This is a genomic window from Candidatus Planktophila sp. (assembly GCF_044348745.1).
Taxonomy (GTDB): domain Bacteria; phylum Actinomycetota; class Actinomycetes; order Nanopelagicales; family Nanopelagicaceae; genus Planktophila.
Map to the genome: position 1 here is coordinate 22,348 of NZ_JBIKSG010000002.1, position 24,429 is coordinate 46,776.

Here is a 24,429-nt window from a genome sequence, read left to right on the forward strand (position 1 = left end):
GTTATTTCTAAGAGATGCGAGCCGCATGCAGGGCATGCGCAGGTTGGAATTCCTCTAAAGTCGCCCATTAGTTAACACTTTGAACAGATTCCGAAGATCTCTGCTGTATGCCCAACCTCGCGGAAACCAAACTCTTCAGCCATTGTCTTGGCCCACTTTTCAATTGCACCACCTTCGATTTCAACGGTGTCGCCGCAACTCTTACACACTAAGTGGTGATGATGGGTGTCACCGCAAAGACGATAAACAGCTTCTCCATCTTCGCGGCGCAAAAGATCCACAATCTTGTCATCTACTAAAGATTGAAGCGCACGATAAACCGTTGTAAGGCCGATTCCATCGCCCTCTCTGCGCAGGATTTGATGCAGTTCTTGAGCACTGGCAAAGCCACCAGTTCGCTCAAGAACTGCAATCAATTTGAGATCGGACTTATTCATTCTCTTCGTGGGCGTGATCATCTTCTGCATGCTCACCCTCAGCATGTTCATCTTCGTGGTGTATTTCTTGACCAGTTCCATGCGCATGTGCATCACCGGAGTGAAGATAGGAAACCAAACCCCACATGATTAACACACCTGCAATTGTTGCAACCATTGTTAGTCGTGAAGAGTGGCGCGAGTGTGCTTCAGGCAAGATGTGAGAAGTCGCAAGATAAATTACAATTCCGGAGAACGCTGCTAGGTAAATAGCAATCACATTATCGCTTAAGACAAGAGTGCTACCGAGAGCAGCGCCGCTTACTCGAGCCAGTGCATCTATACCAAGCAAGCCAATACTCTTTTTTCCCCAAAGACCTGACTTGATCATGAATGAAACAGTATTAAGGCCATCGCTAAATGCGTGAACAAGTAGAGCGACAAACACCACAAGCCCTAAATCTGAACTGACTTTAAATGCCACGCCGAGAGCTAAGCCATCTAGAAATACATGGCCACCCATAGCAATAGCGCCAAATGTTCCTGCGAAGTTATGCGAGTGTTCATGATCATGGCCGTAATCAGATTCGGCTGGCTCATGTGAACCAAAGATTCGCTCATAGAAGTGAAGAAGTAGGAAACCACCGATCAAAGCAATTGAGACCACAGGGGCATGAAGGAATTCTTGACTTCCTAATTCGAAAACTTCAGGTAACAGATCAAAGGCAACGAGCCCAAGTAAAAGACCGGCTGATAGGCCAAGGACAAGATGAAGGCGATCCTTTGCCTTCAGGGCTAAAGCCCCGCCTGCAAAAGTTGAGAGAGCGGTTAGTGCTGCGAGGATGATGGCTATGTTCATGTCTGGACAGTATCACAAAATGGAAATGATTATCATTTCCATAATCCAGCCCGCTACGCTCAACCCATGCTTGCTATAGCTCGATTTACAGTCCCATTGGCCAATGCCACCCAATTTGAGGCACAACTCAGCACAGCTCTTCAGGCATTTTCTGCGTGTAAGGGATTTGTAAGCGGTGAGTTTGGCCAGAACCTAGATGAACCGACGCTGTGGTCGCTGGTGACGCATTGGGAAAATGTTGGCTCATATCGCAGAGCGTTAAGCAATAACGATGTGAAAATGAATGCGATACCGATCTTGGCACAGGCAATTGACGAGCCCGGTGCATATGAAAAGCCATACGCAGAGTAAAATAAGCACACGGAGGTAACACACGTTGCTTTTCGCCGACAGCCAGCCGGATGGAGAATATTGTGGCAACGGACCGTTTAGAAAACATCGTAGGACTAGCAAAGCGTCGTGGGTTTGTATACCCATCATCTGAAATTTATGGCGGACTCCGCGCATCATGGGATTACGGCCCACTTGGAGTTGAGCTAAAGAACAATGTGAAGCGTCAATGGTGGAAGTCAATGGTCATGGGCCGCGAAGATGTAGTCGGTCTTGACTCATGTGTAATTTTGGCAAAAGAAGTCTGGGAAGCATCAGGCCACGTTGCAACATTTAGTGATCCACTTACTGAGTGCACCGCTTGTAATAAGCGCTACCGTGCCGATCACCTAGAAGAAGCATATGAAGCAAAGCATAAGAAAAAGCCCGAGTCTTTAACTGAGGTTAATTGTCCTGCGTGTGGAAACAAGGGACAGTTCACAACTCCTAAGCAGTTCAGTGGCTTGCTCAAGACTTTTCTTGGACCAGTAGAAGATGAATCAGGACTTGCATATTTGCGTCCAGAGACTGCCCAAGGAATCTTTATTAACTTTGATCAGGTAATGACAACTTCTCGCAAGAAGCCACCATTTGGTATTGGCCAAATTGGAAAGTCTTTCCGTAATGAAATCACGCCAGGAAACTTTATTTTCCGCACACGTGAGTTTGAACAGATGGAGATGGAGTTCTTTGTCGTCCCAGGAAGTGATGAGGAGTGGCACCAGTACTGGATTGATACCCGTATGGCTTGGTATGTCGATCTTGGAATCAACCCAGAGCGTTTGCGTATTTATGATCATCCAAAAGAGAAGCTCTCGCACTATTCAAAGCGCACCGCAGATATTGAATACAAGTTTGAGTTTGCCGGAACTGAGTGGGGCGAGCTAGAAGGTATAGCAAACCGCACAGATTTTGATCTGAAGGCTCACTCTGCAGCCTCCGGCAAGGATCTTTCTTACTTTGATCAAGAAAAGGGTGAACGCTGGACACCATATGTGATTGAGCCAGCAGCAGGTGTTGATCGCTGCACACTCACATTCTTAATGGATGCATTCACCGAAGATGAAGCACCAAATAGCAAAGGCGAAATGGAAAAGCGGGCTGTATTAAAGCTAGATCATCGCCTTGCACCAATTAAGGCTGCAGTGCTTCCGCTTTCACGCAATGCTGATCTTTCTCCAAAGGCACGTGACCTTGCAGCTCAACTTCGCAAAAACTGGAATATTGATTTTGATGATGCAGGCGCAATTGGTCGCCGCTACCGTCGTCAAGATGAAATCGGCACTCCATACTGCATCACAATTGACTTTGAAACTCTTGAAGACAATGCGGTAACAATTCGCGATCGAGACACAATGGCGCAGGAGCGCATCAGCCTAGATCAGGTTGAAGCATGGCTAGCACCTCGTTTACTAGGTTGCTAAAGCCACTCTTACTCCCATTAGCAAGCGGTGATCACTACATAGATCCACCGGTTGTTCTAGCACCCATGGCCGGAATTACCAATGCACCGTTTCGCACTTTGTGTCGTGAGCAAGGTGCAGGTTTGTTTGTTTCTGAAATGGTTACAGCACGCGCATTAATTGAACGTCGACCAGAAACACTACGAATGATTGTTCCTGGAAAAGATGAATGGCCACGCTCTGTGCAGTTATATAGCGTTGATCCAACGACAATGCGCGCTGCGGTGACCATGATTGGCAAGGAAAACCTTGCAGATCATATTGATATGAATTTTGGATGTCCTGTTCCTAAAGTAACGCGCAAAGGTGGGGGAGCAGCGCTTCCTTTCAAACGCAAACTCTTCACAAATATCGTGGGTGCTGCAGTTGAAGCAGCAAAACCATTTGGTATTCCTGTCACGGTAAAGATGCGTATTGGTATTGATAGTGATCATGAGACCTATCTAGAGGCAGCCAAGTCTGCAGCTGATTTGGGTGTTGCATGGGTTGCACTGCATGCGCGCACTGCAGCACAAATGTATGAAGGAAAAGCTGATTGGAGCGCAATTGCCCGTCTTGTGGAGCACTTAAAGCCAACTGGAGTGCCTGTTTTGGGCAATGGAGATATTTGGTCTGGCAGTGATGCGGTTTCAATGGTTGAGCAAAGTGGTTGTGCAGGTGTTGTTGTGGGACGTGGTTGCCTTGGACGCCCATGGTTATTCACCGATCTTGTGTCGGCACTCAAAGGTGAAGGCACGCAAATTAAGCCAACCTTGCATGAGGTGCGTGAAGTGATGTTCCGTCATGCACATTTAATCGTTGAATACTTAGAATCAGAAGATCGCGGTATGCGCGATATGCGCAAGCACATGGCTTGGTATTTAAAGGGCTTCCGCGTGCCACGCGAAATCCGTCATGATTTAGGCATGGTCTCTTCCTTACAAGAGATGCGAAATCTATTGGATCAGTTAGAAGATCAACCGTATCCAACTGAAGTTGGAGAAAAACCGCGTGGACGCACAAGTCATGGTCGCCCACCAACTTTGCCTGATGGTTGGCTTAATGATCCCGATGAACTAGTTCATGTTGAACTAGAGGATGCATTTTCAGGCGGATAGATGTTTCTCTTTAGATGGATTCGTCGCATGATCACATTTGCAATAATCATTGCGCTAATTGGTCCTGCCTATGGTGTTTCACAAGTATGGCGTGCAGCTAATAATCCAATTGTGCGTCAAGCAGATGTGATTGTTGTTTTGGGAGCTGCTCAGTTAGATGGCAAGCCAGGTGCAGCACTTGAAGCGCGTCTTATTGAAGCAAAAAGAATTTATGATCTTGGATACGCCCCATTGATTATTACTGTTGGCGCAGGAGCACCTGGGGATCGAACAACAGAGGCAGCATCTGGCAAGTATTGGTTGCGCATGAATGGGATCCCATCCAAGAACATAATTGCAATTGAAGAAGGTCGAGATACTTTGGTCAGCACCAAAGCTTTTGCAGCAGTGATGAAAAAGCGCTTTGTCAGTGATGTGATTCTTGTGACTGATCCTTATCACTGCAAGCGCGCGATTACGATGGCTAATGATCAAGGTGTGCTTGCTACTTGCTCACCTGTAGAAACTGGGCCTAATACACTTGCAAATAGCGGTTATAGATACCTCATTCGCGAGGCTGGGGCATATTTGGCATACATAACATTAGGCAGACGTGGCATTCATGTTAGTGATCACTTACCTGATGCAGACATTGTTACTAAGGTATTGCCATGAGTTATAGCGCATTTGACCAAGAACGGTTCTTGGATGAACCGGCAAAGCGCACTGGCCGCACAGAATTTATGCGAGATCGTGCTCGAGTAATTCACTCTGCATCATTGCGTCGCTTGGCAGCAAAGACTCAGGTGGCAGTGCCATGGGAAAACGATTTTCAACGCACCAGACTTTCACACTCTTTGGAGTGCGCACAGATTGGCCGCGAGCTTGGTGAATCACTTGGCGCAGATCCTGACCTGCAAGACACCGCTTGTCTTTCCCATGATTTAGGCCATCCTCCTTTTGGTCACAACGGTGAAGAAGCTTTGGCAGAGATCGCCCAAGAGTTCGGCGGCTTTGAAGGAAATGCGCAAAGCTTTCGGTTGTTAGTTCGCCTCGAGGCAAAGACCGTTGATGCAGATGGCAAAAGTATTGGGCTGAATTTAACGCGCGCATCTCTAGATGGTGCAACTAAATACCCATGGCCAAGATCTGAAAACCCTCGCAAGTTTGGTGTTTACGATGATGATGTTGAGATTTTCAACTGGATGCGCCAACTAGCACCGGCAGGTAAGAAATGCATTGAAGCACAAATCATGGATTGGTCTGATGATTGTGCCTATTCTGTCCATGACCTAGAAGATGCAATTTTTGCTGGTCAGGTTTCGGTAAAGAATTTTGAACAAGATTTTGCAGAGCTATACAAAGTAATGACAACTGATTACAAAAGCGATGCTACAGAGCAAGAAGCAATCGATGCACATGCTCGACTCTCAGCACTTTCTGCTTGGCCACACTATTACGACGGTAGCCATCGCAGTCTGGCACGATTAAAGGATTCAACGAGCCAGTTGATTGGACGATTTGTTCTAGCAGCAGAGGTCGAAACTCGTAAAGTCCATGGCAATGGACCACTTTCACGCTATAGCGCTGACCTTGAGATTCCACGTGAGCAAAAATTGGAAGTAGATTTCCTAAAGGCGATTGCAGGGCATTACTTGATCTATGCCGCACATTCACAGGATCGATATGCAAAGCAACAGGTAATCATTGCCGAATTAGTTGAGATGTTATTGAAATATCCCAATGAACTAGATTCCTATTTCCAGAAGCCCTGGAATGAGGCAAGTGATCATGTGGCCAAAATGCGCGTGATTATTGACCAAGTTGCTGCCCTTACAGACCCAGGTGCCTATGCCTTGCATGCACGCCTACTTGCTAATAGGTAGGGTACGAACATGAGCGGTCGCATTAGGGAAGAGGATGTTGCATACATCCGCGATCGTGCGCCCATAGATGAAGTTGTTGGAGATTATGTCCAGCTAAAAAGTGCTGGTGGCGGGCAGAAAAAAGGTTTGTGTCCATTCCATGATGAGAAGTCACCTTCATTTCATGTGACGCCAAGCAAAGGATATTTCCATTGCTTTGGTTGCCAAACTGGTGGAGATGTCATTGCGTTTTTAATGAAGATAGATCACTTAACTTTTACAGAAACAATCGAGCGCCTTGCAGATCGTATTGGTTACACCCTTCGCTATGACGAGGGTTCAAATACCGGACCGGTGCTCACTTCGGGTACACGTAACCGTTTAATCGCAGCCCATGCTGAAGCTGCAAAGTTCTATCAGGATCAACTTAACTCTTCACCAGGAGCAGCCCATGGCCGCGAACTGCTCACAAAGCGTGGCTTTGATAAGGCAGCCTGCGAACAATTTGGTGTTGGGTACTCACCAGATGAGTGGGATGGCTTAACAAAACATTTACGCGCTCTCGGATACTCAATTGATGAACTTGAATTAGCTGGACTTTCAAAGATGGGCCAGCGTGGACCGATTGATAAGTTCCGTAATCGTTTGATGTGGCCGATTAAAGATATTTCAGGAGACATAGTTGGATTCGGTGCCAGAAAGCTTGCTAGTGATGCAGATGATCAAGGTCCAAAGTACTTAAACACCTCTGAAACTCCGATCTATAAGAAAAGCCAAGTCTTGTATGGGCTCGATGTTGCCAAAAAAGAGATTGCCAAAAAGCGCCAAGCGGTCATTGTTGAAGGCTATACAGATGTAATGGCAGCTCACCTGGCTGGGATAACAACAGCGGTTGCAACCTGCGGTACAGCATTTGGTGCAGACCACATTCGGATTTTGCGCAGATTGTTAATGGATGATGATGCTTTCCGAGGCGAAGTGATCTTTACCTTCGATGGTGATGCCGCTGGGCAAAAGGCTGCCCTTCGTGCTTTTAGTGAGGATCAAAAGTTTGTCACGCAAACATTTGTTGCAGTTGAGCCAGATGGTTTAGATCCTTGCGAGCTTCGTCAAGAAAAGGGCGATCTTGCATTGCGCGATTTAATTGCACGTCGCGTTCCGTTATTTGAGTTTGCAATTCGCGCAGAACTTGCTCATCACAAGTTGGATTCTGCCGAAGGTCGAGTCAATGCATTAAATGCAGCAGCTCCATTAGTTGCTCAGATTCGTGACAAATCTTTACGGCCTGAGTACACACGCCTACTTGCTGGTTGGCTAGGAGTGGAAGTTGAACTTGTTACCCGCGCAGTTGCCCAAGGAGTTAAGGCTGCACCTGCAACTCAATCGGTAGTTGAAGAAACAACCTCGGCACCTAACTTCAGACCAGATCCCAATGAAGCACGTTTGATATTGGAGCGCGAAGTATTAAAGGCAAAATTGCAAGAGCCATCACTATTAGCTGGGGAACTATGGAGTTCAATAGAACCCGGTGCCTTTACTCATCCTGCTTATGTTGCATTGCGCGGAGCTATTGATGCTGTTGAGAAGATCGCACCAGAAAATATTTCAGATGAAAATGTGAAGTCTTTGTTTACTGAGTTAACGGTTGAACCGATCCGTGCCGATGGAAAGCCGACCGCCATCTATGTTGCAAGCATTGTGGCCCGTTTACGAGAAGTGGCGATTTCACGGTCAATTGCCGAACTCAAGTCATCTCTTCAGCGCTTAAATCCAGTAGAAAATGAGATTGAATACAACGCAGCTTTTGCCCAATTAGTAGCCCTTGAAAGCGCCCGCAGATCCCTTCATGACTTGGCGTTAGGCAGCCTTTAGCCCGTAATTTTTGCCCAAACCCGTGTGTGCGATAGAGTTTGCGCTTGCACAGTTAATCCCTGATAGCTCAACGGCAGAGCAGTCGACTGTTAATCGACAGGTTCTTGGTTCGAATCCAAGTCAGGGAGCATGAAGTTCACGCGTAGATCCGCGCTTCGAATGGCCCTGGTAGGGGCGAGCACTTCTCTGCTTGGAAACCATGCAGTTGCTGCCAATAACCAAATTGTTAAATTGAGCAAGGTCAAAGTTGGCGCGACCTATTCATTTCAACTCAAAAATGGTGCACCTGCCCTGCTATTTCGCACAAAGACGGGTGTGTTTGCCTACCAAACTATCTGCACACACGAAGGTGGATTAGCCAAGTACTTTGCACCTCGAAAGTTACTGGTGTGTGCCGTACATAACGCCAGTTTTGATCCATTTAAGAAGGGCAAAGTTGTTGCAGGCCCTGCAAACAAACCTCTTCCTATCGTCAAAGTTGCGATAAAGGGTGAATGGATCGTTCTCCAATAAGTTACATCAAAAAGTAAGGTGATTCCCAACGACCTCTAAGGTAAAAGTGAAATGTTGCTTTTATCTATGAAAGAGGTTGATATGAAAAGAACATCCACAAAAGTAATCGCCGGATTCTTGCTGGGAGCAACTCTAGTCGGTGGTGCTGCCACAGCAGCTACATCCGATCCGCTCGGAGTAAAAGTCTGTGTTGATAAAAAGAGTCAAGCGATTTATTTAGCAAGCCCATCTGGTTGTTCGGCAAACCGTACCTCAATGACTTTGGGTGCTCCAACTATCGATGTTAAAAGTATTGCATCACTAGTGACCCCATCCGTCGTTTCGATCAAAGTTACCTCCACCAGTGGTAGCGGTACAGGTAGTGGTTCAGTTTATAAGTCAGACAAAAGTGTTTCCTACATCATTACCAATAACCATGTCATTGAAGGCGCGGTAAGCAACGGAACAATTCTGGTGGAGCTCCTAAACGGCGATACTTTCTCAGCCCAAATCGTTGGCCGTGATGCTGCTTATGACCTAGCAGTGATCAAGATCAACAAGGGCAACTTACCAACAGTCACTGTCGGAGATTCATCTCGAATTAGCGTTGGCGAATCAGTCGTTGCTATTGGTTCACCACTTGGACTTGCGAGCACTGTTACAAGCGGCATCATTTCAGCATTAAATCGACCAGTGACAACAGGCACCGTCGGCGCTGAGTCATTTGTCAATGCAATTCAAACAGATGCAGCAATTAATCCAGGAAACTCCGGTGGAGCATTGCTGGATTCTCAAGGTCGAATCATCGGAGTCAACTCTGCTATTGCAACACTCTCAGCAGATGGAGCAAGCGGAAGTATCGGGCTTGGGTTTTCCATCCCTATTAATGAAGCAAAACGCGTCATTGATGAATTAATTGCGACGGGTAAATCAACTCGCCCCGTTCTTGGGGTCTTCTTCGACACCACTTTCAAAGGTACCGGTGCAAAGATTCTTCGACTTAGCCCAGGAGAAGGTGCTGAAAAGGCAGGCATTCCTGCAGGATCGGTAATAACTGCTATTGAGGGAGTCAAGATTGCCGATCAAGTAGGTGCAATCGTCAAGATTCGCTCTTATGCACCTGGAAGCACAGTTACCGTAACTGTTGAACTTCCAACCGGAGGCTCAAAGAGTTTCAAAGTGACCTTAGGTACAGCGCCATCTAATTAATGTTACGCGGTTGAAATAGTGTCAGGGTATTGTTTACCCATGGCACTATTTCAACTTAACGTAGCTCTCCCTGATCGCCCAGGCTCACTAGGACTGCTTGCATCAGCAATTGGTGCTGCCGGGGGAGATATTCGCGCGCTCGCTGTTGTTAAGTCAGAAGATGGCAAAGGGTATGACGACATCACCGTTGCAATTCCAGGTAGCGATGCAACAGATCTATTGAATGTTTTAGGTGCAATAGGTGGAGTTGAAGTTCTTTCAATAACCCCGCTGTAAACCGTGAGAAATACTTTTAACCTCTAGAAAGTAGCTCTGCTCCTTGGCTTGGCAATGAAGTAAAAAAGCGAGGTGCTTTAAATTTCTTATCTGCAAATGCTTTTTCAATCGCGCTAATTGTTTGCGAAGTCTTTGCTGCTTCAATCAAAGCAATTGCACTTCCTCCAAAGCCACCGCCAACCATGCGTGATCCCAATGCACCAGCAGCCAAGGAAGCCTCAACTGCGGTGTCTAGTTCTGGGCAAGAAACTGTGTAGTCATCTCGCAAAGAACGATGTGAGTCGTTGATCAGTTGCCCAACTTTTACAAAATCACCGCTACCTAGTGCATCTACACAATCTAGAACACGCTTCATTTCGGTGATTGCGTGGCGAGCACGAATGTATTCAGTCTCTGAGAGAGTTGCCCGGGCCGAATCTAACTGCGCCATCGTTAATTCCCGCATGGATTTAACAGATAATTTAGCCGCAACAGCTTCACATGATGCACGGCGCTCGGCATAGCCACCATCAGTTAATGCATGGTGGGCCTGTGTATCAATAATGAGCAGTTCTAGGCCATGGGATGCGACATCAAATGGAATATTGCGTGTTGAAAGATCGCGGCAATCAAGTAAAAGCGCGAATCCTCTTGATGCCATCAGCGAAACAGATTGATCCATAATCCCGCAAGGAACTCCCACATATTGGTTTTCTGCTTTTTGAGTTAAGCGAGCAAGCTCTTCAAGATTAAATCCCATATCGAATAGATGATTCATCGCAGTTGCTACAGAACACTCAAGAGCTGCAGAGGAAGAAAGACCGGCACCCAGTGGAACATGACCATCAATTAGCAGGTCAACCCCGCTTTTTACACCCATCGACCACAGAACACCTAAGGCATAACGTTCCCATTCGCCCTTGAGCCCTGGCCTAACTTCACTGATGTCCACTGTGACAATCTTGCTCCGGCGCTGGGCAGAGGCGATGCGCACCGTTGAATCATCACGCTTTCTTGCCGCAACCAAAGTTCTGTCTTTGATTGCAAATGGAAGAACAAAACCTTCGCTGTAATCAATGTGCTCACCAATTAAATTAACGCGACCAGGGGCAGCAGCGACTAGATCAGGCTCTTCACCGAAAGTTTCAAGAAACTTTTCCTCGATTGAACTCATTGTTATGCCATAGATTTCAAGGTGTCTGAAACCATCGTGTTTATATTCCGAGAAGGTTCCCAACCAAGTTGTGATTTAGCCTTAGAGATATCTGCAATCAAAACGGCAGGGTCTCCTGCTCGACGCGGTGCATCAATAAATGGAATTTGGTGTCCCACGGCCGCACTTGCTGCTGCAACTACTTCCCGCACCGAGTATCCAGAACCACTTCCCAAGTTATAAATCTGATGCCCAGGTGTTCCTAATGACTGCAGTGCCTTGAGGTGAGCATCAATCAAATCAATGACATGGACGTAGTCACGGATACAGGTGCCGTCTTTTGTGGGCCAATCGGTGCCAAAAATCTTTACTGGATTTTCATCTGTACTACGCAAGACATTTGGGATGAGGTGGGTCTCTGGGTCATGTCTTTCTGCAAGCCATCCACGTTCTGCTTTGAGCGCACCTGCAACATTGAAATAGCGCAAAGAGGCTGCAGAAATTCCATGACTGGCTGCCTCAGCTGTGATCATGTGGTCGATCGCTAGTTTTGTTGCGCCATAAGGATTAGTTGGAATTGTCTGGGAAGTTTCAAGAATTGGGACAACCTTTGGCTCACCATAAGTTGCTGCAGAGGATGAGAAAACAATTTTTGAGATATTTTGCTTGCGCATTTCATCTAGCAAAACGCCAGTGCCGTCAACATTTACGGAATGATAAAGATCAGGCTTTTCGACAGATTCTCCAACTAGTGACTTGCCTGCAAAATGCATCACAGCTTCACAACCGGATAATGCTTCGGCTACATCTGCAGAGTTAAGAAGTGAACCTTGAATAAAGCTCACACCAGCTGGGACTGTGTCAGCATGACCCATACTGCAATCATCTAAAATTGAGATTTCAAAGCCTTGATTAATCAAGATTTCAACTGCAGTGGAACCGATGTATCCGGTGCCTCCAGTGACTAAAACACGCATTACAAAACAACTTCGCGCAGCTGTGCAGCAGATTGTTCTGGGCGCATATCCATAATGAATGCTCCCATCGCAGATTCAGAGCCTGCTAGGTACTTCAATTTTCCTGGTGCACGGCGAACACTTGTAATCTGCCAGTGCAGGCGCAAAACATCCCGACCAACTCGAACTGGTGCTTGATGCCAAGCGGCGATGTATGCCATTTCAATACCAAAGACGCCATCTAATCTGCGAGTAACCTCTAGTGCAATCGCTGGGAAGGCCTCCCGATCCTCATCAGTTAATCCAGTTAAGTCTGCAACTGGGTTAAGTGGTGCGATGTGAATTTCAAAGGGATACCTAGCCGCATATGGAACAAATGCAATCCAGCGATCATTGCGAGCAACAATGCGTTCATTTTCTCGAATCTCTCGAGAAACGATTTCATCAAACAAGACTTTGCCAGTCTGTTCTTTATAGCGATTGGCCGCAGCCAACATTTTCTCAACACGAGGGGGAAGATAGGAGTAGGCATATATCTGTCCATGTGGGTGGGAGAGAGTCACGCCAATTTCTTCTCCGCGGTTTTCAAATGGTGCGATATGTTCGATGTAACTCTCTTGGGACAATTCGCCGGTGCGATCAATCCAGGCCTCAAGCAGGGTGCGAACACGTTGTGGTGTTAGATCCTTAAATGCGTTGCCATGTTCTGCCGTAAAGCAAATCACTTCACATTTGCCGGCAGCTGTTCCTAAATCAGTATCTGGTCCGACCAAGTCAGGAAGTGCCCAATCACCAACAGGTGTTCGTAATGATGGCGAACGATTATCAAAAACGACGACTTCAAAATCTGATTCAGGAATTTCAGTGAGCAATTCACCTGTTGTGGGACACAAAGGACAAAGCTCTTTCGGAGGCAAGAAGATGCGTCCTTGTCGGTGCGCTGCCATTGCAACCCACTCATTGACTAAAGGATCAAGACGAAGTTCACCAATTCCTGGTTGTTCCTCTACTGGTCGAGCATCCACGGCATTTCGCGCCTGCCCAGAGGTGTCGTAGTAGCGAATAGTTCGCCCATCGGCCATCTGGCGATCATTTCTAATGACGCCGGCATTTAGTTTTTTACTCTCGACCATAGTGTCGTTACTCTACCTATGTGAGCAAGCAATCTGCACTATTGACCGCGCCATCCTCGTCATTGCTGCTCGAAGTAGTCGATGGGGCCCTTGTTATCCAACACTGGGGCGCACCCATTCATGGTGATCTTTCATCTGCGCAAACGGCTATAACTCCATCGATTGCAAACAGCTCATGGGATCAGCCACAGTTTCCAGGAATCATGCGGGAAAGTTCACGCGGTTTTCTAGGTCGCCCCACTTTATCTGGGCACCGAAATGGAAAAGCATGGTCAACTAAATTTGAAGTTACTGATTTTCATCATCAAGAAAATCATGTGGCAGTCACGCTTCGCGATTTCCATGCACAACTTGAAGTACTCATCACTTTTGATTTAGATACCCATGGCGTTTTGCATCAGCGCGCCACAGTTGAAAACATTGGTGAGAGCGACTATTGCCTCAACGAGTTTATTCATTGGCTACCACTTCCGAAAGAAGCCACACAAACTTTAGATTTTGTTGGTCGTTGGTCTAATGAACGGAACCCTCAACGAAAAGAAATAGCAACCGGAACATGGGTTCGAGAATCTCGTGAAGGTCGAAGCGGTCATAATTTTTCAGTCGCAGACATTGCCTTGACTGCTCAAACATCATTTCAATCTGGAAACGCATGGGCAACAAGCATTGCCTGGAGTGGTAATTCACATTACTTGGTTGAAAAACTCTTTGACGGTTCACAATCCATAGGTGCTGGAGAGTTACTTCTTCCAGGAGAATTGATTGTGGGTGCGGGTGAAGTTTATGAAGCACCTGCACTTATCTCTGTGTTTTCAGCAGATGGTCTAGATGGCGTTAGTGCTGCTTATCATTCCTACCTTCGAGCTCGTGATGTTCATCCAAAGCGTCCCCGTCCTCTTACATTAAATATGTGGGAAGCGTTGTATTTTGATCACAACGAGGAGAAGATCAAAGCATTAATCGATGTGGCAGCAGAGGTAGGGATCGAGCGCGTAGTTCTAGATGATGGTTGGTTCCACTCAAGACGCGATGATCGCGCAGGTCTTGGTGACTGGGTGATTGATCCTGCCGTGTGGCCAAATGGCTTGTCGCCAATTATCAAGTACATCAATGACAAGGGAATTGAGTTTGGCCTGTGGTTTGAAGGCGAGATGGTTAACCCAGACTCTGATTTGTATCGTGCACATCCGGAATGGATTTTGCATGAAGGAGATCGCACACCGCCTCTGTGGCGTCACCAATTAGTGCTAGATATTGGCCATGAAGGTGCCTTTAATCATGTGCTTGAGCAAACTTCTGCAGTTCTAGGTGCTCACAACATTGCCTACATCAAATGGGATCACAATCGAGTTCTAGTTGATGGAGGTCACCTTGGTGCAGCAGGTGTTCATCGCCAAACACAAGCGATCTATCGTTTGTTTGCAGAGCTAAAAAAGCGTCATCCAGGACTTGAAATTGAATCGTGCGCATCAGGTGGTGCGCGAATTGACTTAGGTGTCGTTGATCTTGTGGATCGTTTTTGGACAAGTGACAACAACGATGCGCTGGAGCGTCAAACTATTCAACGGTGGACAGCTCAGGTAATTGCACCTGAACTACTAGGCACACATATCGGCCCAACCCACGGTCACCAAACTGGTCGCACATTAGAACTATCTATGCGAGCAACAACTGCTCTTTTTGGACACGCAGGTATTGAATGGAATATCACTGAAGCTACTGCAATTGAGCGCAAGCACCTTGCAACCTGGGCTCAGTACTACAAGGACAACCGCGCTCTCTTGCACTCTGGAAAAATGGTTCGAGTTGATTATCCAGAACCACATGCCTACTTACATGGCGTGCAGGCCCATGACGCATCACGTGCTATTTATGCCTATGTTCAATTAACTCCAACAGTTTCGATCCACCCATCACCGTTAAAATTTCCTGGTCTAGATAAGAGCGCAAACTATGTGATCAAAGCGGTGTTTCCTGCTGGCAAGCCACGGTTTATGTTGATTACTCCACCTGAATGGATGAGTGGAATAACCCTTTCAGGCTCTGCACTTTCTGCAATTGGTGTGACTGCACCAATTCTGGCACCAGCAAACGCCTGCTTAATTGAAATAACTAAGGCTTAATCAATCCATTTCAAAGTTCGCTCAACAGCTTTCTTCCATCCTGCATAGCCAACTGCTCGTTGTTCAACGGTGCTAGTGGAGTTCCAACGACGAGATTGTTGCCATTGCTTGCGAACCTCATCTGTTGATGACCAATAGCCAACTGCTAAACCAGCAGCATATGCAGCACCAAGGGCAGTAGTTTCTCCAATAAGCGGCCGGGTAATGTCGATTCCCATCACATCAGCCTGCAGTTGCATGCAAAAAGAGTTTGCTGTTATTCCGCCATCAACACGCATTTCTTTCATGGGCACTCCACTATCTGCAACCATCGCATCCATAACATCTCGCGTTTGGTAGCAGATCGCCTCTAGTGCTGCGCGGGCAAGGTGAGCCTTTGTTGCCGCTCTGGTTAGCCCAACAATTACTCCTCGTGCATCGCTGCGCCAATAGGGAGCAAACAAACCTGAAAATGCAGGAACGAAGTAAACACCTGCTGTATCGGCAACTGAAGAGGCTAATCCTTCAGTTTCTGCAGCGTTTGTAATGATGCCCAGTTGATCACGAAGCCATTGAATTGCAGAGCCTGTAACAGCAACAGAACCTTCAAGTGCGTAATGCGCTGGAGCATCTCCTAATTTGAAACAAACGGTAGTCAGCAACCCATTTTTGGAACGGACAATGTCAGTGCCGGTATTGAGAAGTGCAAAGTTTCCTGTCCCGTATGTAGTTTTGGATTCACCGCGATCAAAGCACACCTGTCCCACCATTGCCGCTTGTTGGTCACCCAAGATTCCAGCAATTGGAATTGCGGTGCCAAAAGGGCCATGGGGATCAGTGAGTGCATAGGTTTCTGAGGAAGATTTAATTACTGGTAGCGCTGATCGTGAGACTCCAAAAATTGAGAGAAGTTCCTCATCCCAATCTAGGGTTTCAAGATTCATTAACAATGTGCGACTGGCATTTGTCACATCGGTTGCGTGCACGCCTGCCCGCACTCCACCAGATAAATTCCATAAGAGCCAAGAATCGATAGTTCCAAATCGAGCATTTGCACTTTTCGCAGCTGGAACATTCTTGAGTAACCAGTTCATCTTGCTGCCGGCAAAGTAGGGAGCGATAGTTAAACCAGTTTTATGGCGAATCTGCTGCTGCTGTTCAGCTGAGAGGGTGGCTAAGAAATCAGTAGTTCGTGTGTCTTGCCAGACAATGGCATTGGATAAGGGTTGGCCTGTTTGAACATCCCACACAACAGTTGTTTCACGTTGGTTAGTCAGTCCTATTGCAGCCAAATCTGAGCCCAGAATATTGGCTTGCTTAAGCGCTCCAGTAATAACCTCTTGAGCTCTTTCCCAGATCTCAGCTGCATCATGTTCAACCCAGCCAGCCTGCGGAAGTATTTGGCGATGCTCTAGTTGATGCTGTCCAACTACCTGGCCTGCGTGGTCAAAGATCATGAAACGAGTACTACTAGTGCCCTGATCCAAACTGCCGATAAATGCCACGATGCACAAACCCTTCGCCGTAAGTTAGGCTTAGCGTACTCACTGGTTACGGAGAAGCAACGTATATGTTCTTGTCACAACTTGGCCCCGACCAGCGTGAGACTGCCATTTCACAACTTGGCACCGAACAATTCGACATCCTTGTTATTGGCGGGGGAGTCAACGGGGTTGGTGCGGCGTTAGATGCAGCAGCGCGAGGATTAAAGGTCGCCCTGATCGAGGCTCAAGATATAGCCGCTGGCACATCGAGTAGATCCAGCAAGTTAATTCATGGTGGCCTTAGATATCTTGAACAATATGATTTCAAATTAGTGCGAGAAGCTTTGCACGAGCGCGAGTTAATGGTTTCAACATTGTGCCCTCACCTTGTTAAGCCGGTAGGTTTTTTGTTTCCCTTAACTGAAAAACTCAAAGAGCGCACATATGTTGGAGCAGGTCTTGCTCTCTATGACGCACTTCGTGGATTTCAACGCGCCCTTCCCTGGCACAAGCATTTGAGTCAAAAGCAGATCAATGAAATTGCACCATCTCTGCGCCATGACCTTGTTACTGGTGCGATCAAATATTTTGATGCTCAAGTTGACGATGCTCGCCACACCATGTCAGTTGCCAGAACTGCTGCGCGTCACGGCGCAGTTATCGCAACACGAGTGTCTGCAGAATCACTGATCCGTGAAGGAAAACGAGTTGTCGGAGTTAACGCTCTAGATTTAGAAACGGGCAAGAGAATTAAAATAAAAGCAGGTGCCACAGTTATGTGTGCTGGTGTGTGGAGCGATCAATTGCATGAGCAATTTGAGCTCACTCCTGGATATAACGTGACCATGAGTAAAGGTGCTCACATTGTCGTGCCTGGTTCTGCAATCAAGTCTGATGCTGGAATCATTGTGAAAACTCCGGTCTCAGTATTGTTTTTAATCCCATGGGCAGATAAATGGATAGTTGGCACAACTGATACTCCATACGAGGGTGATCGCGCAGAACCATTTGCCACCAGAGAAGATGTTCAATACATACTTGATCAGGCCAATCGAGTTCTTAAGCCGAAGTTAAAGGCTGAAGAAATCATCGGAGTTTATGCTGGCCTTCGTCCACTAGTTGCAAACAAGAAGAGTGCGACAACTACAAAGCTCTCACGTGAACACACAGTAGATAGACCAGCAGCTGGATTTGTTTCAATTGCTGGTGGTAAGTACACAACCTATCGAGTGATGGCCAAAGATGTTATTGATCGCGCAGTAATTGAACTTCGCAGAATAACCAAAGAATCAGTCACAGAAAAACTTCCACTAGTTGGCGCAGATGGCTACTTTGCATTAGAACAACAAAAGGATCGTATTGCACAAGAATCTGGTCTAGATGTTGCCACTGTCACCCATCTACTGAATCGCCACGGCTCACTCATTAGTGAAATTCTAGAAATAATCAAAGAGCAACCAAAGTTAACTGCAAAGTTAGATTCGGAATTGCCTTACATTAAAGCTGAGATTGTTTATGCCGCATCACATGAGGGTGCACGTTCAGTCGATGATGTCATCTCACGCCGCACGCGACTATCTTTTGAAGCAGCCAACCATGGGCTCTATTTGGCAGAGGAAGTTGCAGGGCTGATCGCACCGGTTTTAGGGTGGAGTGCAAAAGAACGTAAAGAATCTATTGCTCACTACGCTGGATTAGTTGAAAGAGAAAAAGCAGCCCTAGATGAACTACTCAAGATTAATTCTTAATCTGTCCTCTGCAGCCATCTGTTGTTGGTTTTTTGGTAGGAGTTATTGAAGGTGTTGGCTTAGCTGTTGGCGTTGGACCTTGAGTAACGGTGAAGGTCACTGGAAAAGTTGATTCAGCATGAGTTCCAGAAACATCTTGGAACAGGATCTTTCCACTGTATGTGCCAGCTAAGACCCCTTTGAGTGCAAGAGTCCACACACCACTTGTTTCACGCATTAGTGTCTGTATCGGTTTAACTTCTGGTGTTGTGGCTTTATCAAAAACAAGTTTGACACTTCCGGTTACTACAGGAGAGCCATTTGGTCTAACAACATTGACCTTAAATGTGACCAATTTGTTGGTAGTACTTGAAGATTGACCGACAACGCTTAACACTGATGGTTCTTGTTGTGGCATCAAGTCCACAAGAGTTGGCGTCCAACTGCCCGTTGCTAAATCTAAAAATGATGAAGGCGTCCCACGGAACACGTTGAGATCAAGTCTGCTTCCTGGAACTCCGTACTTAGGCGCAATTCCGCAGGAGGAGTACTGCCACACAGTCCATTGAGAATCGCAGTTCTCGCCTGTCCAGGAGTGGACAAAACAACCGCCAGTTTTCATTCCTGGCTGGTTAATGGGATTGGCTGGGTCTATTGCATACTGCGCTAGCCACAGTGGATATTGCGCAAGCTCTGGTGAACGAACCATTGAACTTTCTAAAAAGGCGGGGTAGGAATACAAAATGGGAGTGCGTCCAGTCTTTTCCTTAAGCGATGCTAAGAAAGTTAACGCCCACAAAGTAACGGCGCTACGTGTTGCATACTTTTGACATGCACCGGTGGAGGAATAGCGCACACACTTGTTTTCCAGATCTAATGCATATGGCAGATCTCGATCTGAATAACCTCCCATAGAGGCCAATCTCCAGACAACTTTTTGGGCCTGAGCAAGTGCATCTTTCTTAATATCTTCAGGAGATGTGACATCGGGCAAAACGGCGTAGTGATAAAAACCGGTATAAATTCCGGCAGCTTGGGCGGCATGGTGATCCATAGCGGCATATTTGATGGCAAGTTGATCAGCAGTTTCGCGCGTATCTGAAGCTTTTATAAAAACAAAGCGCATTCCAGCGTCATACATCTTTACAAAATCAATTGGCTTATCGTTGGGATGCTGCCAACGACTGACATCAGCGCCATGAATGCGACCACCAGGGCCCTTCAAATCAATGAACTGCGCCGGATCCGCATTTGTAATTTCAGGTTGTTGTTTGACGGTTATTGAACGGATGGGGGAGTAGAGACTCTTGCCAGCAACTACAGATACTGCTCGATAGCGGACTTGAGCGTTAAGTGCAGTAGCCAAGGCGGTAACTTTCCAAGTTCCAACCTTGGTGACCTTGGTCGAAAAACGAGTAGTTGTCCATTTTCCATTTGTATCAACCTGGATTTTAACGACCGTGCCCGAGCGGTTTGGCTTGAGGTTTCCATACAAAGTAAGCAGAGTTTCAGAAGCACTTGGTGTCTGTCGGACTGACATCGTCAAGGTTGAAGTGGCGGCAAGTGATTGTGGTGCACCAGCAATGCCAATAACTAAAGAGAATGAGAGGAGAAAGATCTTTATCTTCATTGTTCGATGATCTCTATATCAATGCCAAGAGTTGATCTAATTGCATCGACTAAGGCAGCCTTCAAATTCGGACGAGTCTCTGAGTATTCATGGGAAGTTGCAAATTTACGGCTATCTGAGAAATCTAAGATCAAAACACCGTTCTCGTATGAGCTTAAACGAGCATCGAAGTAGGCAATCCAGGCAACTCGATTGTGTGATTCGAGGAGGTCAAGGACTTGATTCCACTGCGCACGAATCTGATCTAGCTCCATAGGCGCGAACTTTACCTTTGCAACTTTAAAGAAGGGCAAAACTAGAGTCTTGGCGCGCCAATCCACTTGAAGTATTGACCTACTAATTGCACCCGCAAGTTCTTTGTGCGATCTGGCTGCACGTTAAGCACCATTGCAATTCTGGAAACAAGCTGCTCAATTGCTTTTTCACTGACAAATCTCATCCTACTTATCTCAGCATTTGTTAAGCCATCGGCCACAAGACGCAACGTTTCAATTTGAAGGTCAGTCAAATGTGCCATCAAAACTTCTTGTGCTTTCTCCTGAATTGATTGATTGCCATTGACCCAGGTGATGGGCGAATCTGGCAAGAAGTTTCTTGACTCTGAAATCACATCGCATAATGCTGCAACGCTATTCATGGATTTCTTGATGACTACTTTGGCTCCAATTGGAATTTCACAGGTCAATTCCCCGAGCAGCCTTAGATCTGGGCAAGCCACCAAGATGACCACACCTATCGTTGGTGATTCCTTGCGAATCTGATTTGCAATTTCTATTGAGTGTTCACTAGATAAATGCATATCTATGAGCAAAACGTTTGGTTGCATGCTTCTTAGCAAGAGTATTGCTGAGGACTTTTTTTGAGCTTCTCCAATTACATTTGTTCCGTGCATTTTGAGCGCAGCAGCCATAATGGATAATTCAAATGCATCGTCGATTACTAGCAAGACTCGATCGCTCATAACTCAAAGTTACGCCTATGTTTGTCCAATAGACACATAGGTTAGGGATAAATGAGGGGTAGCAGTAAGTAGGGTGAGAGCAACTCTTTTTGAAATTGCGGGGCTTGACCATTACATCCATAATTAGAGCATTCGAAGTACTTAACAGGGGGAATCATGGACGCAAAGTGCCCAGTAGCACATGGTGCAAACACTCAAACTAGTGAATCAAACACTTATTTGTGGCCCAACACCCTCAAACTCGATATTTTGCATCAACATGATCGCAAGACCAATCCATTGGGCGAGGATTTTGATTATCGCAAGGAAGTTCAAACTTTAGATTTCGCTTCATTAAAGAGCGATCTGCATCAATTTATGACCCAAACACAAGAGTGGTGGCCAGCTGATTGGGGTCACTACGGTGGTTTGATGATTCGCATGGCTTGGCACTCCGCCGGTACATATCGCGTTGCCGATGGGCGTGGTGGAGCGGGCACCGGAAGTTTTAGATTTGCACCACTTAACTCATGGCCAGATAACGGCAATCTTGATAAAGCACGTCGTTTGTTATGGCCTATTAAGCAGAAGTACGGCAACAAACTGAGCTGGGCTGATCTATTCATTCTTGCCGGAACAATTGCGTATGAGAGCATGGGACTAAAAACATTTGGCTTTGCTTTTGGACGAGAAGATGTCTGGCATCCAGAAAAAGATATCTACTGGGGATCAGAATCTGAATTAATGATGCCAAGTGATGAGCGATATGCAGACACCACAGATGCAAGTTCACTAGAAAATCCTTTGGCTGCTGTGCAGATGGGATTAATTTATGTTAACCCAGAAGGCATCAATGGAGTTTCAAATCCACTGCTAACCGCCCAACACATTCGCGAGACCTTTGCACGTATGGCGATGAATGATGAAGAAACTGTTGCCTTAACAGCTGGTGGACACACCGTAGGCAAGGCCCATGGAAATGGTGATGCATCTCTATTGGGGCCAGCACCAGAGGCTGCAGATATTTTTGAGCAAGGACTTGGCTGGAACAACCACACCAAGCGCGGCATTGGTCGTAACACTGTAACTAGTGGCATTGAAGGTGCTTGGACTACCGAGCCAACTAAGTGGGATGCTGGCTATTTTGAAATGTTGTTTAAGCATGAGTGGGCACTTGTTAAGTCTCCAGCAGGGGCGCAGCAATGGGAGCCAACAAATATTGTTGAAGCTGATAAGCCTGTAGATGTTGAGGATTCATCAATTCGCTACAACCCAATGATGACAGATGCAGACATGGCAATGATTAAGGATCCGATCTATCTTGAGATTTCAAAGAAGTACCATGAAAATCCTGCACTTCTAGATGATGCATTTGCTCGTGCGTGGTTTAAGTTAACCCACCGCGATATGGGTCCAAAGGTTCGCTATATCGGACCAGATGTTCCACAAGAAGATTTGATCTGGCAGGATCCAATTCCTGCAGGAACAACTTCTTATGATGTCGCAGCTGTTAAGGCAAAGATTGAGGCAACAGGGCTGACAGTTGCAGAGTTGGTATCAACTGCCTGGGATAGCGCTCGCACCTTCCGTGGTTCTGACCTACGAGGAGGGGCAAACGGATCACGTATTCGTTTAGAGCCAGCTCGCAATTGGGAAGGCAATGAGCCAGCACGCTTAAACAAGGTTCTTGCAGCTCTAGAGCCAATTGCTAAAGAGTCTGGTGCAAGCATTGCAGATGTCATTGTTTTGGCTGGAAATATCGGTGTTGAAAAGGCTGCAGCTGCAGCCGGCATCAAGATCGCAGTTCCATTTGCGCCAGGTCGCGGCGATGCAACTCAAGCACAAACAGATGTGAATAGTTACGCAGTTCTTGAACCAATTCACGATGGTTTCCGTAACTGGGTGAAAAAGGATTACGCAGTAACACCTGAAGAGTTACTGCTTGATAGAACTCAGTTGATGGGCCTCACAGCACCTGAAATGACTGTGCTCATTGGTGGAATGCGCGTGCTTGGAACTAACCATGCAGGAACATCTCATGGAGTATTTACTAAGAATGTTGGAGCACTTTCAACAGACTTCTTCGTAAACCTCACAGACATGAAGTACACATGGGAGCCAGCAGGGGAGAACCTCTACAACATCCGTGATCGCAAGACTGGATCAATTGATTGGACTGCAACCCGAGTAGACCTAGTCTTTGGTTCTAACTCAATTCTTCGCTCATATGCTGAGGTCTATGCACAAAACGATAACAAGGAAAAGTTTGTTAGAGATTTTGTTGCTGCTTGGACCAAGGTGATGAACGCTGATCGCTTTGACCTTAACTAATTCTTAGTTAGCCCACGCTTGTTTGTCTGTAGTGATGGTTTTGTCAGAGGCTATTGATTCATCGATAGCCAGTGAAATCAATTGGTCTTGTGATGCCTGGCTTAGGGGATAGGGCGGCTTCGCCTTTCCCTCAATCCAATCAGCCATCTGCACCATTAACTGCGCAATTGCGATCTCTTCATCCATAAATCGAAGTCCCGTAAACGGGTTTTTGAAAACTACTTTTCCATCAAAAGAAAGATGTTCAGTATCAAATCCATCAAGGTTAAGGTCATATCCAAGTTGATAACGCTCAATTCTAGATGTTGTTATAGCTGGACCCTCAGTTAGGCGAATCACTGCATCATCAACTATTTCGCCTTTACTGCCGCGGATAACAATTCTGCGGTGGCGAAGTTGGTTGTGCCATTGGTTATCAACGAAGTTATATACACCAGATTTCCCAAATCCAAAGTCAATGAGTGAAATAGTGGTTTTGGCTTTCTTGGCACTCAGATCGCTATTCCATCCATCACGTGCAAGTGGATCTACTAATAGGGCTTCAAATTGTCGGGTAGTTATTGTGGTTGGCTCAAACCCAGAGTGAAGGAATCCGCGCATGATCGCCACAGCGTGATAGCCATGTGTTGAAGAGAGCTCAACCGATGTCACTTCGCCAATAACGCCCGATTGAGTAATCGCTAAACGAGAAGCGTGGCCGGGCAGATTCAAATATTGTTCAGCGACTTGCACCATTCCAGATGCACCCACGGTCTTCCAAAGATTCTGTAAGGCTTCAACTGTGGGTGCTGGGGGAGTTTCACACAGTACATAGACACCGGCGGCAACTAATTCCTCAACAACAGATGGATTTGAATCCCATGAAACACTACTGACTGCATAATCCGGTTTCTTATAGCTTAGCAATTGGCTCATGGAAGAAAATGTTCGAACGCCGAACTCCTGCTCCAGCGAGATCCTCACATCTTCTTTACGTGCAACAACCCCAATAATCTCAAACCGTTCAGGCATCAGTTGAGCAATGCGAATATAGAACTCTGCGCGCCAACCGGCACCGATGATTGCGATTGTGGTCATGGGAGATGGTAATACGAAAC

General features: G+C 46.5%; 22 protein-coding genes and 1 tRNA gene. 13 read left to right on the forward strand and 10 right to left on the reverse strand.

The window, feature by feature from the left end; genetic code table 11:
- Positions 1-71 precede the first annotated feature (71 nt).
- Both AC9UH7_RS00570 and AC9UH7_RS00575 read right to left on the reverse strand, forming a co-directional pair.
- On the reverse strand, positions 72-437 hold the full coding sequence (locus AC9UH7_RS00570; RefSeq protein ID WP_029018768.1) for a transcriptional repressor: 366 nt from the start codon (positions 435-437) through the stop codon (positions 72-74).
- Complete coding sequence (locus tag AC9UH7_RS00575) at positions 430-1,275, reverse strand: ZIP family metal transporter (RefSeq protein WP_509593677.1); 846 nt, start codon at positions 1,273-1,275, stop codon at positions 430-432. The genes AC9UH7_RS00570 and AC9UH7_RS00575 overlap by 8 nt, the downstream gene beginning before the upstream one ends.
- Before the next feature lie 66 nt (positions 1,276-1,341).
- Here AC9UH7_RS00575 and AC9UH7_RS00580 point away from each other — a divergent pair, with 66 nt between their 5' ends.
- From AC9UH7_RS00580 to AC9UH7_RS00625, 10 genes are all read left to right on the forward strand, one after another.
- Positions 1,342-1,626 (forward strand): antibiotic biosynthesis monooxygenase family protein, encoded by a 285-nt coding sequence (locus tag AC9UH7_RS00580; protein ID WP_509593680.1) that lies wholly within the window; start codon positions 1,342-1,344, stop codon positions 1,624-1,626.
- Positions 1,627-1,676: 50 nt separating this feature from the next.
- Complete coding sequence (locus AC9UH7_RS00585; protein ID WP_509593683.1) at positions 1,677-3,068, forward strand: glycine--tRNA ligase; 1,392 nt, start codon at positions 1,677-1,679, stop codon at positions 3,066-3,068.
- Positions 3,038-4,204: a tRNA dihydrouridine synthase DusB gene (gene dusB / locus AC9UH7_RS00590; RefSeq protein WP_509593685.1), complete on the forward strand. Its 1,167-nt coding sequence runs from the start codon at positions 3,038-3,040 to the stop codon at positions 4,202-4,204. The genes AC9UH7_RS00585 and dusB overlap by 31 nt, the downstream gene beginning before the upstream one ends.
- The gene (locus AC9UH7_RS00595) at positions 4,205-4,858 is read left to right on the forward strand and encodes a YdcF family protein (RefSeq protein ID WP_509593688.1); all 654 of its coding nucleotides are present in this window, start codon (positions 4,205-4,207) and stop codon (positions 4,856-4,858) included. It begins immediately after the preceding gene.
- On the forward strand, positions 4,855-6,069 hold the full coding sequence (locus AC9UH7_RS00600; protein WP_509593691.1) for a deoxyguanosinetriphosphate triphosphohydrolase: 1,215 nt from the start codon (positions 4,855-4,857) through the stop codon (positions 6,067-6,069). The genes AC9UH7_RS00595 and AC9UH7_RS00600 overlap by 4 nt, the downstream gene beginning before the upstream one ends.
- Positions 6,070-6,078: 9 nt before the next feature.
- Entirely contained in the window at positions 6,079-7,920 is a 1,842-nt protein-coding gene (dnaG, locus tag AC9UH7_RS00605; protein ID WP_509593693.1) for a DNA primase, read from the forward strand.
- A gap of 56 nt (positions 7,921-7,976) precedes the next feature.
- Positions 7,977-8,048, forward strand: a tRNA-Asn gene (locus tag AC9UH7_RS00610).
- A 1-nt stretch (position 8,049) separates the two neighbouring features.
- On the forward strand, positions 8,050-8,433 hold the full coding sequence (locus tag AC9UH7_RS00615) for a QcrA and Rieske domain-containing protein (protein WP_509593696.1): 384 nt from the start codon (positions 8,050-8,052) through the stop codon (positions 8,431-8,433).
- Between the two features lie 81 nt (positions 8,434-8,514).
- Entirely contained in the window at positions 8,515-9,621 is a 1,107-nt protein-coding gene (locus AC9UH7_RS00620) for a S1C family serine protease (protein WP_509593699.1), read from the forward strand.
- A 39-nt stretch (positions 9,622-9,660) separates the two neighbouring features.
- Entirely contained in the window at positions 9,661-9,897 is a 237-nt protein-coding gene (locus AC9UH7_RS00625; protein ID WP_509593702.1) for an ACT domain-containing protein, read from the forward strand.
- Positions 9,898-9,913: 16 nt separating this feature from the next.
- Here the strand turns inward: AC9UH7_RS00625 and galK are convergent, their stop codons facing one another.
- The 3 genes from galK to galT are packed head-to-tail and all read right to left on the reverse strand — an operon-like array spanning position 9,914 to position 13,118.
- Positions 9,914-11,050 carry a galactokinase gene (galK, locus tag AC9UH7_RS00630; RefSeq protein WP_509593705.1) on the reverse strand — a complete coding sequence of 379 codons (1,137 nt, stop codon included), beginning with the start codon at positions 11,048-11,050 and terminating at the stop codon, positions 9,914-9,916.
- Positions 11,051-11,052: 2 nt separating this feature from the next.
- Positions 11,053-12,006, reverse strand: coding sequence for a UDP-glucose 4-epimerase GalE (galE, locus tag AC9UH7_RS00635; protein WP_509593708.1), 954 nt, complete (start codon positions 12,004-12,006; stop codon positions 11,053-11,055).
- The gene (gene galT, locus AC9UH7_RS00640; RefSeq protein WP_509593711.1) at positions 12,006-13,118 is read right to left on the reverse strand and encodes a galactose-1-phosphate uridylyltransferase; all 1,113 of its coding nucleotides are present in this window, start codon (positions 13,116-13,118) and stop codon (positions 12,006-12,008) included. Before galT ends, galE begins: the two co-directional genes overlap by 1 nt.
- A gap of 20 nt (positions 13,119-13,138) precedes the next feature.
- Here galT and AC9UH7_RS00645 point away from each other — a divergent pair, with 20 nt between their 5' ends.
- The gene (locus tag AC9UH7_RS00645; RefSeq protein WP_509593713.1) at positions 13,139-15,241 is read left to right on the forward strand and encodes an alpha-galactosidase; all 2,103 of its coding nucleotides are present in this window, start codon (positions 13,139-13,141) and stop codon (positions 15,239-15,241) included.
- On the opposite strand, the gene glpK is transcribed toward AC9UH7_RS00645, so the two are convergent.
- A complete protein-coding gene (gene glpK, locus AC9UH7_RS00650) occupies positions 15,238-16,728 on the reverse strand; it encodes a glycerol kinase GlpK (RefSeq protein WP_509593851.1) in 1,491 nt (496 codons plus the stop codon). The genes AC9UH7_RS00645 and glpK overlap by 4 nt on opposite strands.
- A 62-nt stretch (positions 16,729-16,790) precedes the next feature.
- On the opposite strand from glpK, the gene glpD reads away from it, so the two are divergent.
- Positions 16,791-18,452 (forward strand): glycerol-3-phosphate dehydrogenase, encoded by a 1,662-nt coding sequence (glpD, locus tag AC9UH7_RS00655; protein WP_509593716.1) that lies wholly within the window; start codon positions 16,791-16,793, stop codon positions 18,450-18,452.
- Here glpD and AC9UH7_RS00660 read toward each other — a convergent pair.
- The 3 genes from AC9UH7_RS00660 to AC9UH7_RS00670 are packed head-to-tail and all read right to left on the reverse strand — an operon-like array spanning position 18,442 to position 21,022.
- On the reverse strand, positions 18,442-20,061 hold the full coding sequence (locus AC9UH7_RS00660; RefSeq protein ID WP_509593719.1) for a glycoside hydrolase family 25 protein: 1,620 nt from the start codon (positions 20,059-20,061) through the stop codon (positions 18,442-18,444). The two genes, glpD and AC9UH7_RS00660, sit on opposite strands and share 11 nt — an antisense overlap.
- The gene (locus tag AC9UH7_RS00665) at positions 20,058-20,354 is read right to left on the reverse strand and encodes a hypothetical protein (RefSeq protein ID WP_509593722.1); all 297 of its coding nucleotides are present in this window, start codon (positions 20,352-20,354) and stop codon (positions 20,058-20,060) included. Before AC9UH7_RS00665 ends, AC9UH7_RS00660 begins: the two co-directional genes overlap by 4 nt.
- Positions 20,355-20,356: 2 nt before the next feature.
- A complete protein-coding gene (locus tag AC9UH7_RS00670) occupies positions 20,357-21,022 on the reverse strand; it encodes a response regulator (RefSeq protein ID WP_509593725.1) in 666 nt (221 codons plus the stop codon).
- Positions 21,023-21,178: 156 nt separating this feature from the next.
- Here AC9UH7_RS00670 and katG point away from each other — a divergent pair, with 156 nt between their 5' ends.
- Positions 21,179-23,332, forward strand: coding sequence for a catalase/peroxidase HPI (katG, locus tag AC9UH7_RS00675; RefSeq protein WP_509593728.1), 2,154 nt, complete (start codon positions 21,179-21,181; stop codon positions 23,330-23,332).
- Between the two features lie 3 nt (positions 23,333-23,335).
- On the opposite strand, the gene AC9UH7_RS00680 is transcribed toward katG, so the two are convergent.
- Positions 23,336-24,409 carry a Gfo/Idh/MocA family protein gene (locus AC9UH7_RS00680; RefSeq protein ID WP_509593731.1) on the reverse strand — a complete coding sequence of 358 codons (1,074 nt, stop codon included), beginning with the start codon at positions 24,407-24,409 and terminating at the stop codon, positions 23,336-23,338.
- Positions 24,410-24,429 lie beyond the last annotated feature (20 nt).

Coding starts and splice junctions, on each gene's coding strand:
- katG (WP_509593728.1), top strand. CDS start 21,179: ATGGACGCAAAGTGCCCAGTAGCACATGGTGCAAACACTCAAACTAGT.
- dusB (WP_509593685.1), top strand. CDS start 3,038: ATGGCTAGCACCTCGTTTACTAGGTTGCTAAAGCCACTCTTACTCCCA.
- AC9UH7_RS00595 (WP_509593688.1), top strand. CDS start 4,205: ATGTTTCTCTTTAGATGGATTCGTCGCATGATCACATTTGCAATAATC.
- AC9UH7_RS00625 (WP_509593702.1), top strand. CDS start 9,661: ATGGCACTATTTCAACTTAACGTAGCTCTCCCTGATCGCCCAGGCTCA.
- galT (WP_509593711.1), bottom strand. CDS start 13,118: ATGGTCGAGAGTAAAAAACTAAATGCCGGCGTCATTAGAAATGATCGC.
- AC9UH7_RS00660 (WP_509593719.1), bottom strand. CDS start 20,061: ATGAAGATAAAGATCTTTCTCCTCTCATTCTCTTTAGTTATTGGCATT.
- dnaG (WP_509593693.1), top strand. CDS start 6,079: ATGAGCGGTCGCATTAGGGAAGAGGATGTTGCATACATCCGCGATCGT.
- galK (WP_509593705.1), bottom strand. CDS start 11,050: ATGAGTTCAATCGAGGAAAAGTTTCTTGAAACTTTCGGTGAAGAGCCT.
- AC9UH7_RS00600 (WP_509593691.1), top strand. CDS start 4,855: ATGAGTTATAGCGCATTTGACCAAGAACGGTTCTTGGATGAACCGGCA.
- AC9UH7_RS00615 (WP_509593696.1), top strand. CDS start 8,050: ATGAAGTTCACGCGTAGATCCGCGCTTCGAATGGCCCTGGTAGGGGCG.
- AC9UH7_RS00575 (WP_509593677.1), bottom strand. CDS start 1,275: ATGAACATAGCCATCATCCTCGCAGCACTAACCGCTCTCTCAACTTTT.
- galE (WP_509593708.1), bottom strand. CDS start 12,006: ATGCGTGTTTTAGTCACTGGAGGCACCGGATACATCGGTTCCACTGCA.
- glpD (WP_509593716.1), top strand. CDS start 16,791: ATGTTCTTGTCACAACTTGGCCCCGACCAGCGTGAGACTGCCATTTCA.
- AC9UH7_RS00670 (WP_509593725.1), bottom strand. CDS start 21,022: ATGAGCGATCGAGTCTTGCTAGTAATCGACGATGCATTTGAATTATCC.
- AC9UH7_RS00620 (WP_509593699.1), top strand. CDS start 8,515: ATGAAAAGAACATCCACAAAAGTAATCGCCGGATTCTTGCTGGGAGCA.
- AC9UH7_RS00680 (WP_509593731.1), bottom strand. CDS start 24,409: ATGACCACAATCGCAATCATCGGTGCCGGTTGGCGCGCAGAGTTCTAT.
- AC9UH7_RS00570 (WP_029018768.1), bottom strand. CDS start 437: ATGAATAAGTCCGATCTCAAATTGATTGCAGTTCTTGAGCGAACTGGT.
- AC9UH7_RS00585 (WP_509593683.1), top strand. CDS start 1,677: ATGGAGAATATTGTGGCAACGGACCGTTTAGAAAACATCGTAGGACTA.
- AC9UH7_RS00580 (WP_509593680.1), top strand. CDS start 1,342: ATGCTTGCTATAGCTCGATTTACAGTCCCATTGGCCAATGCCACCCAA.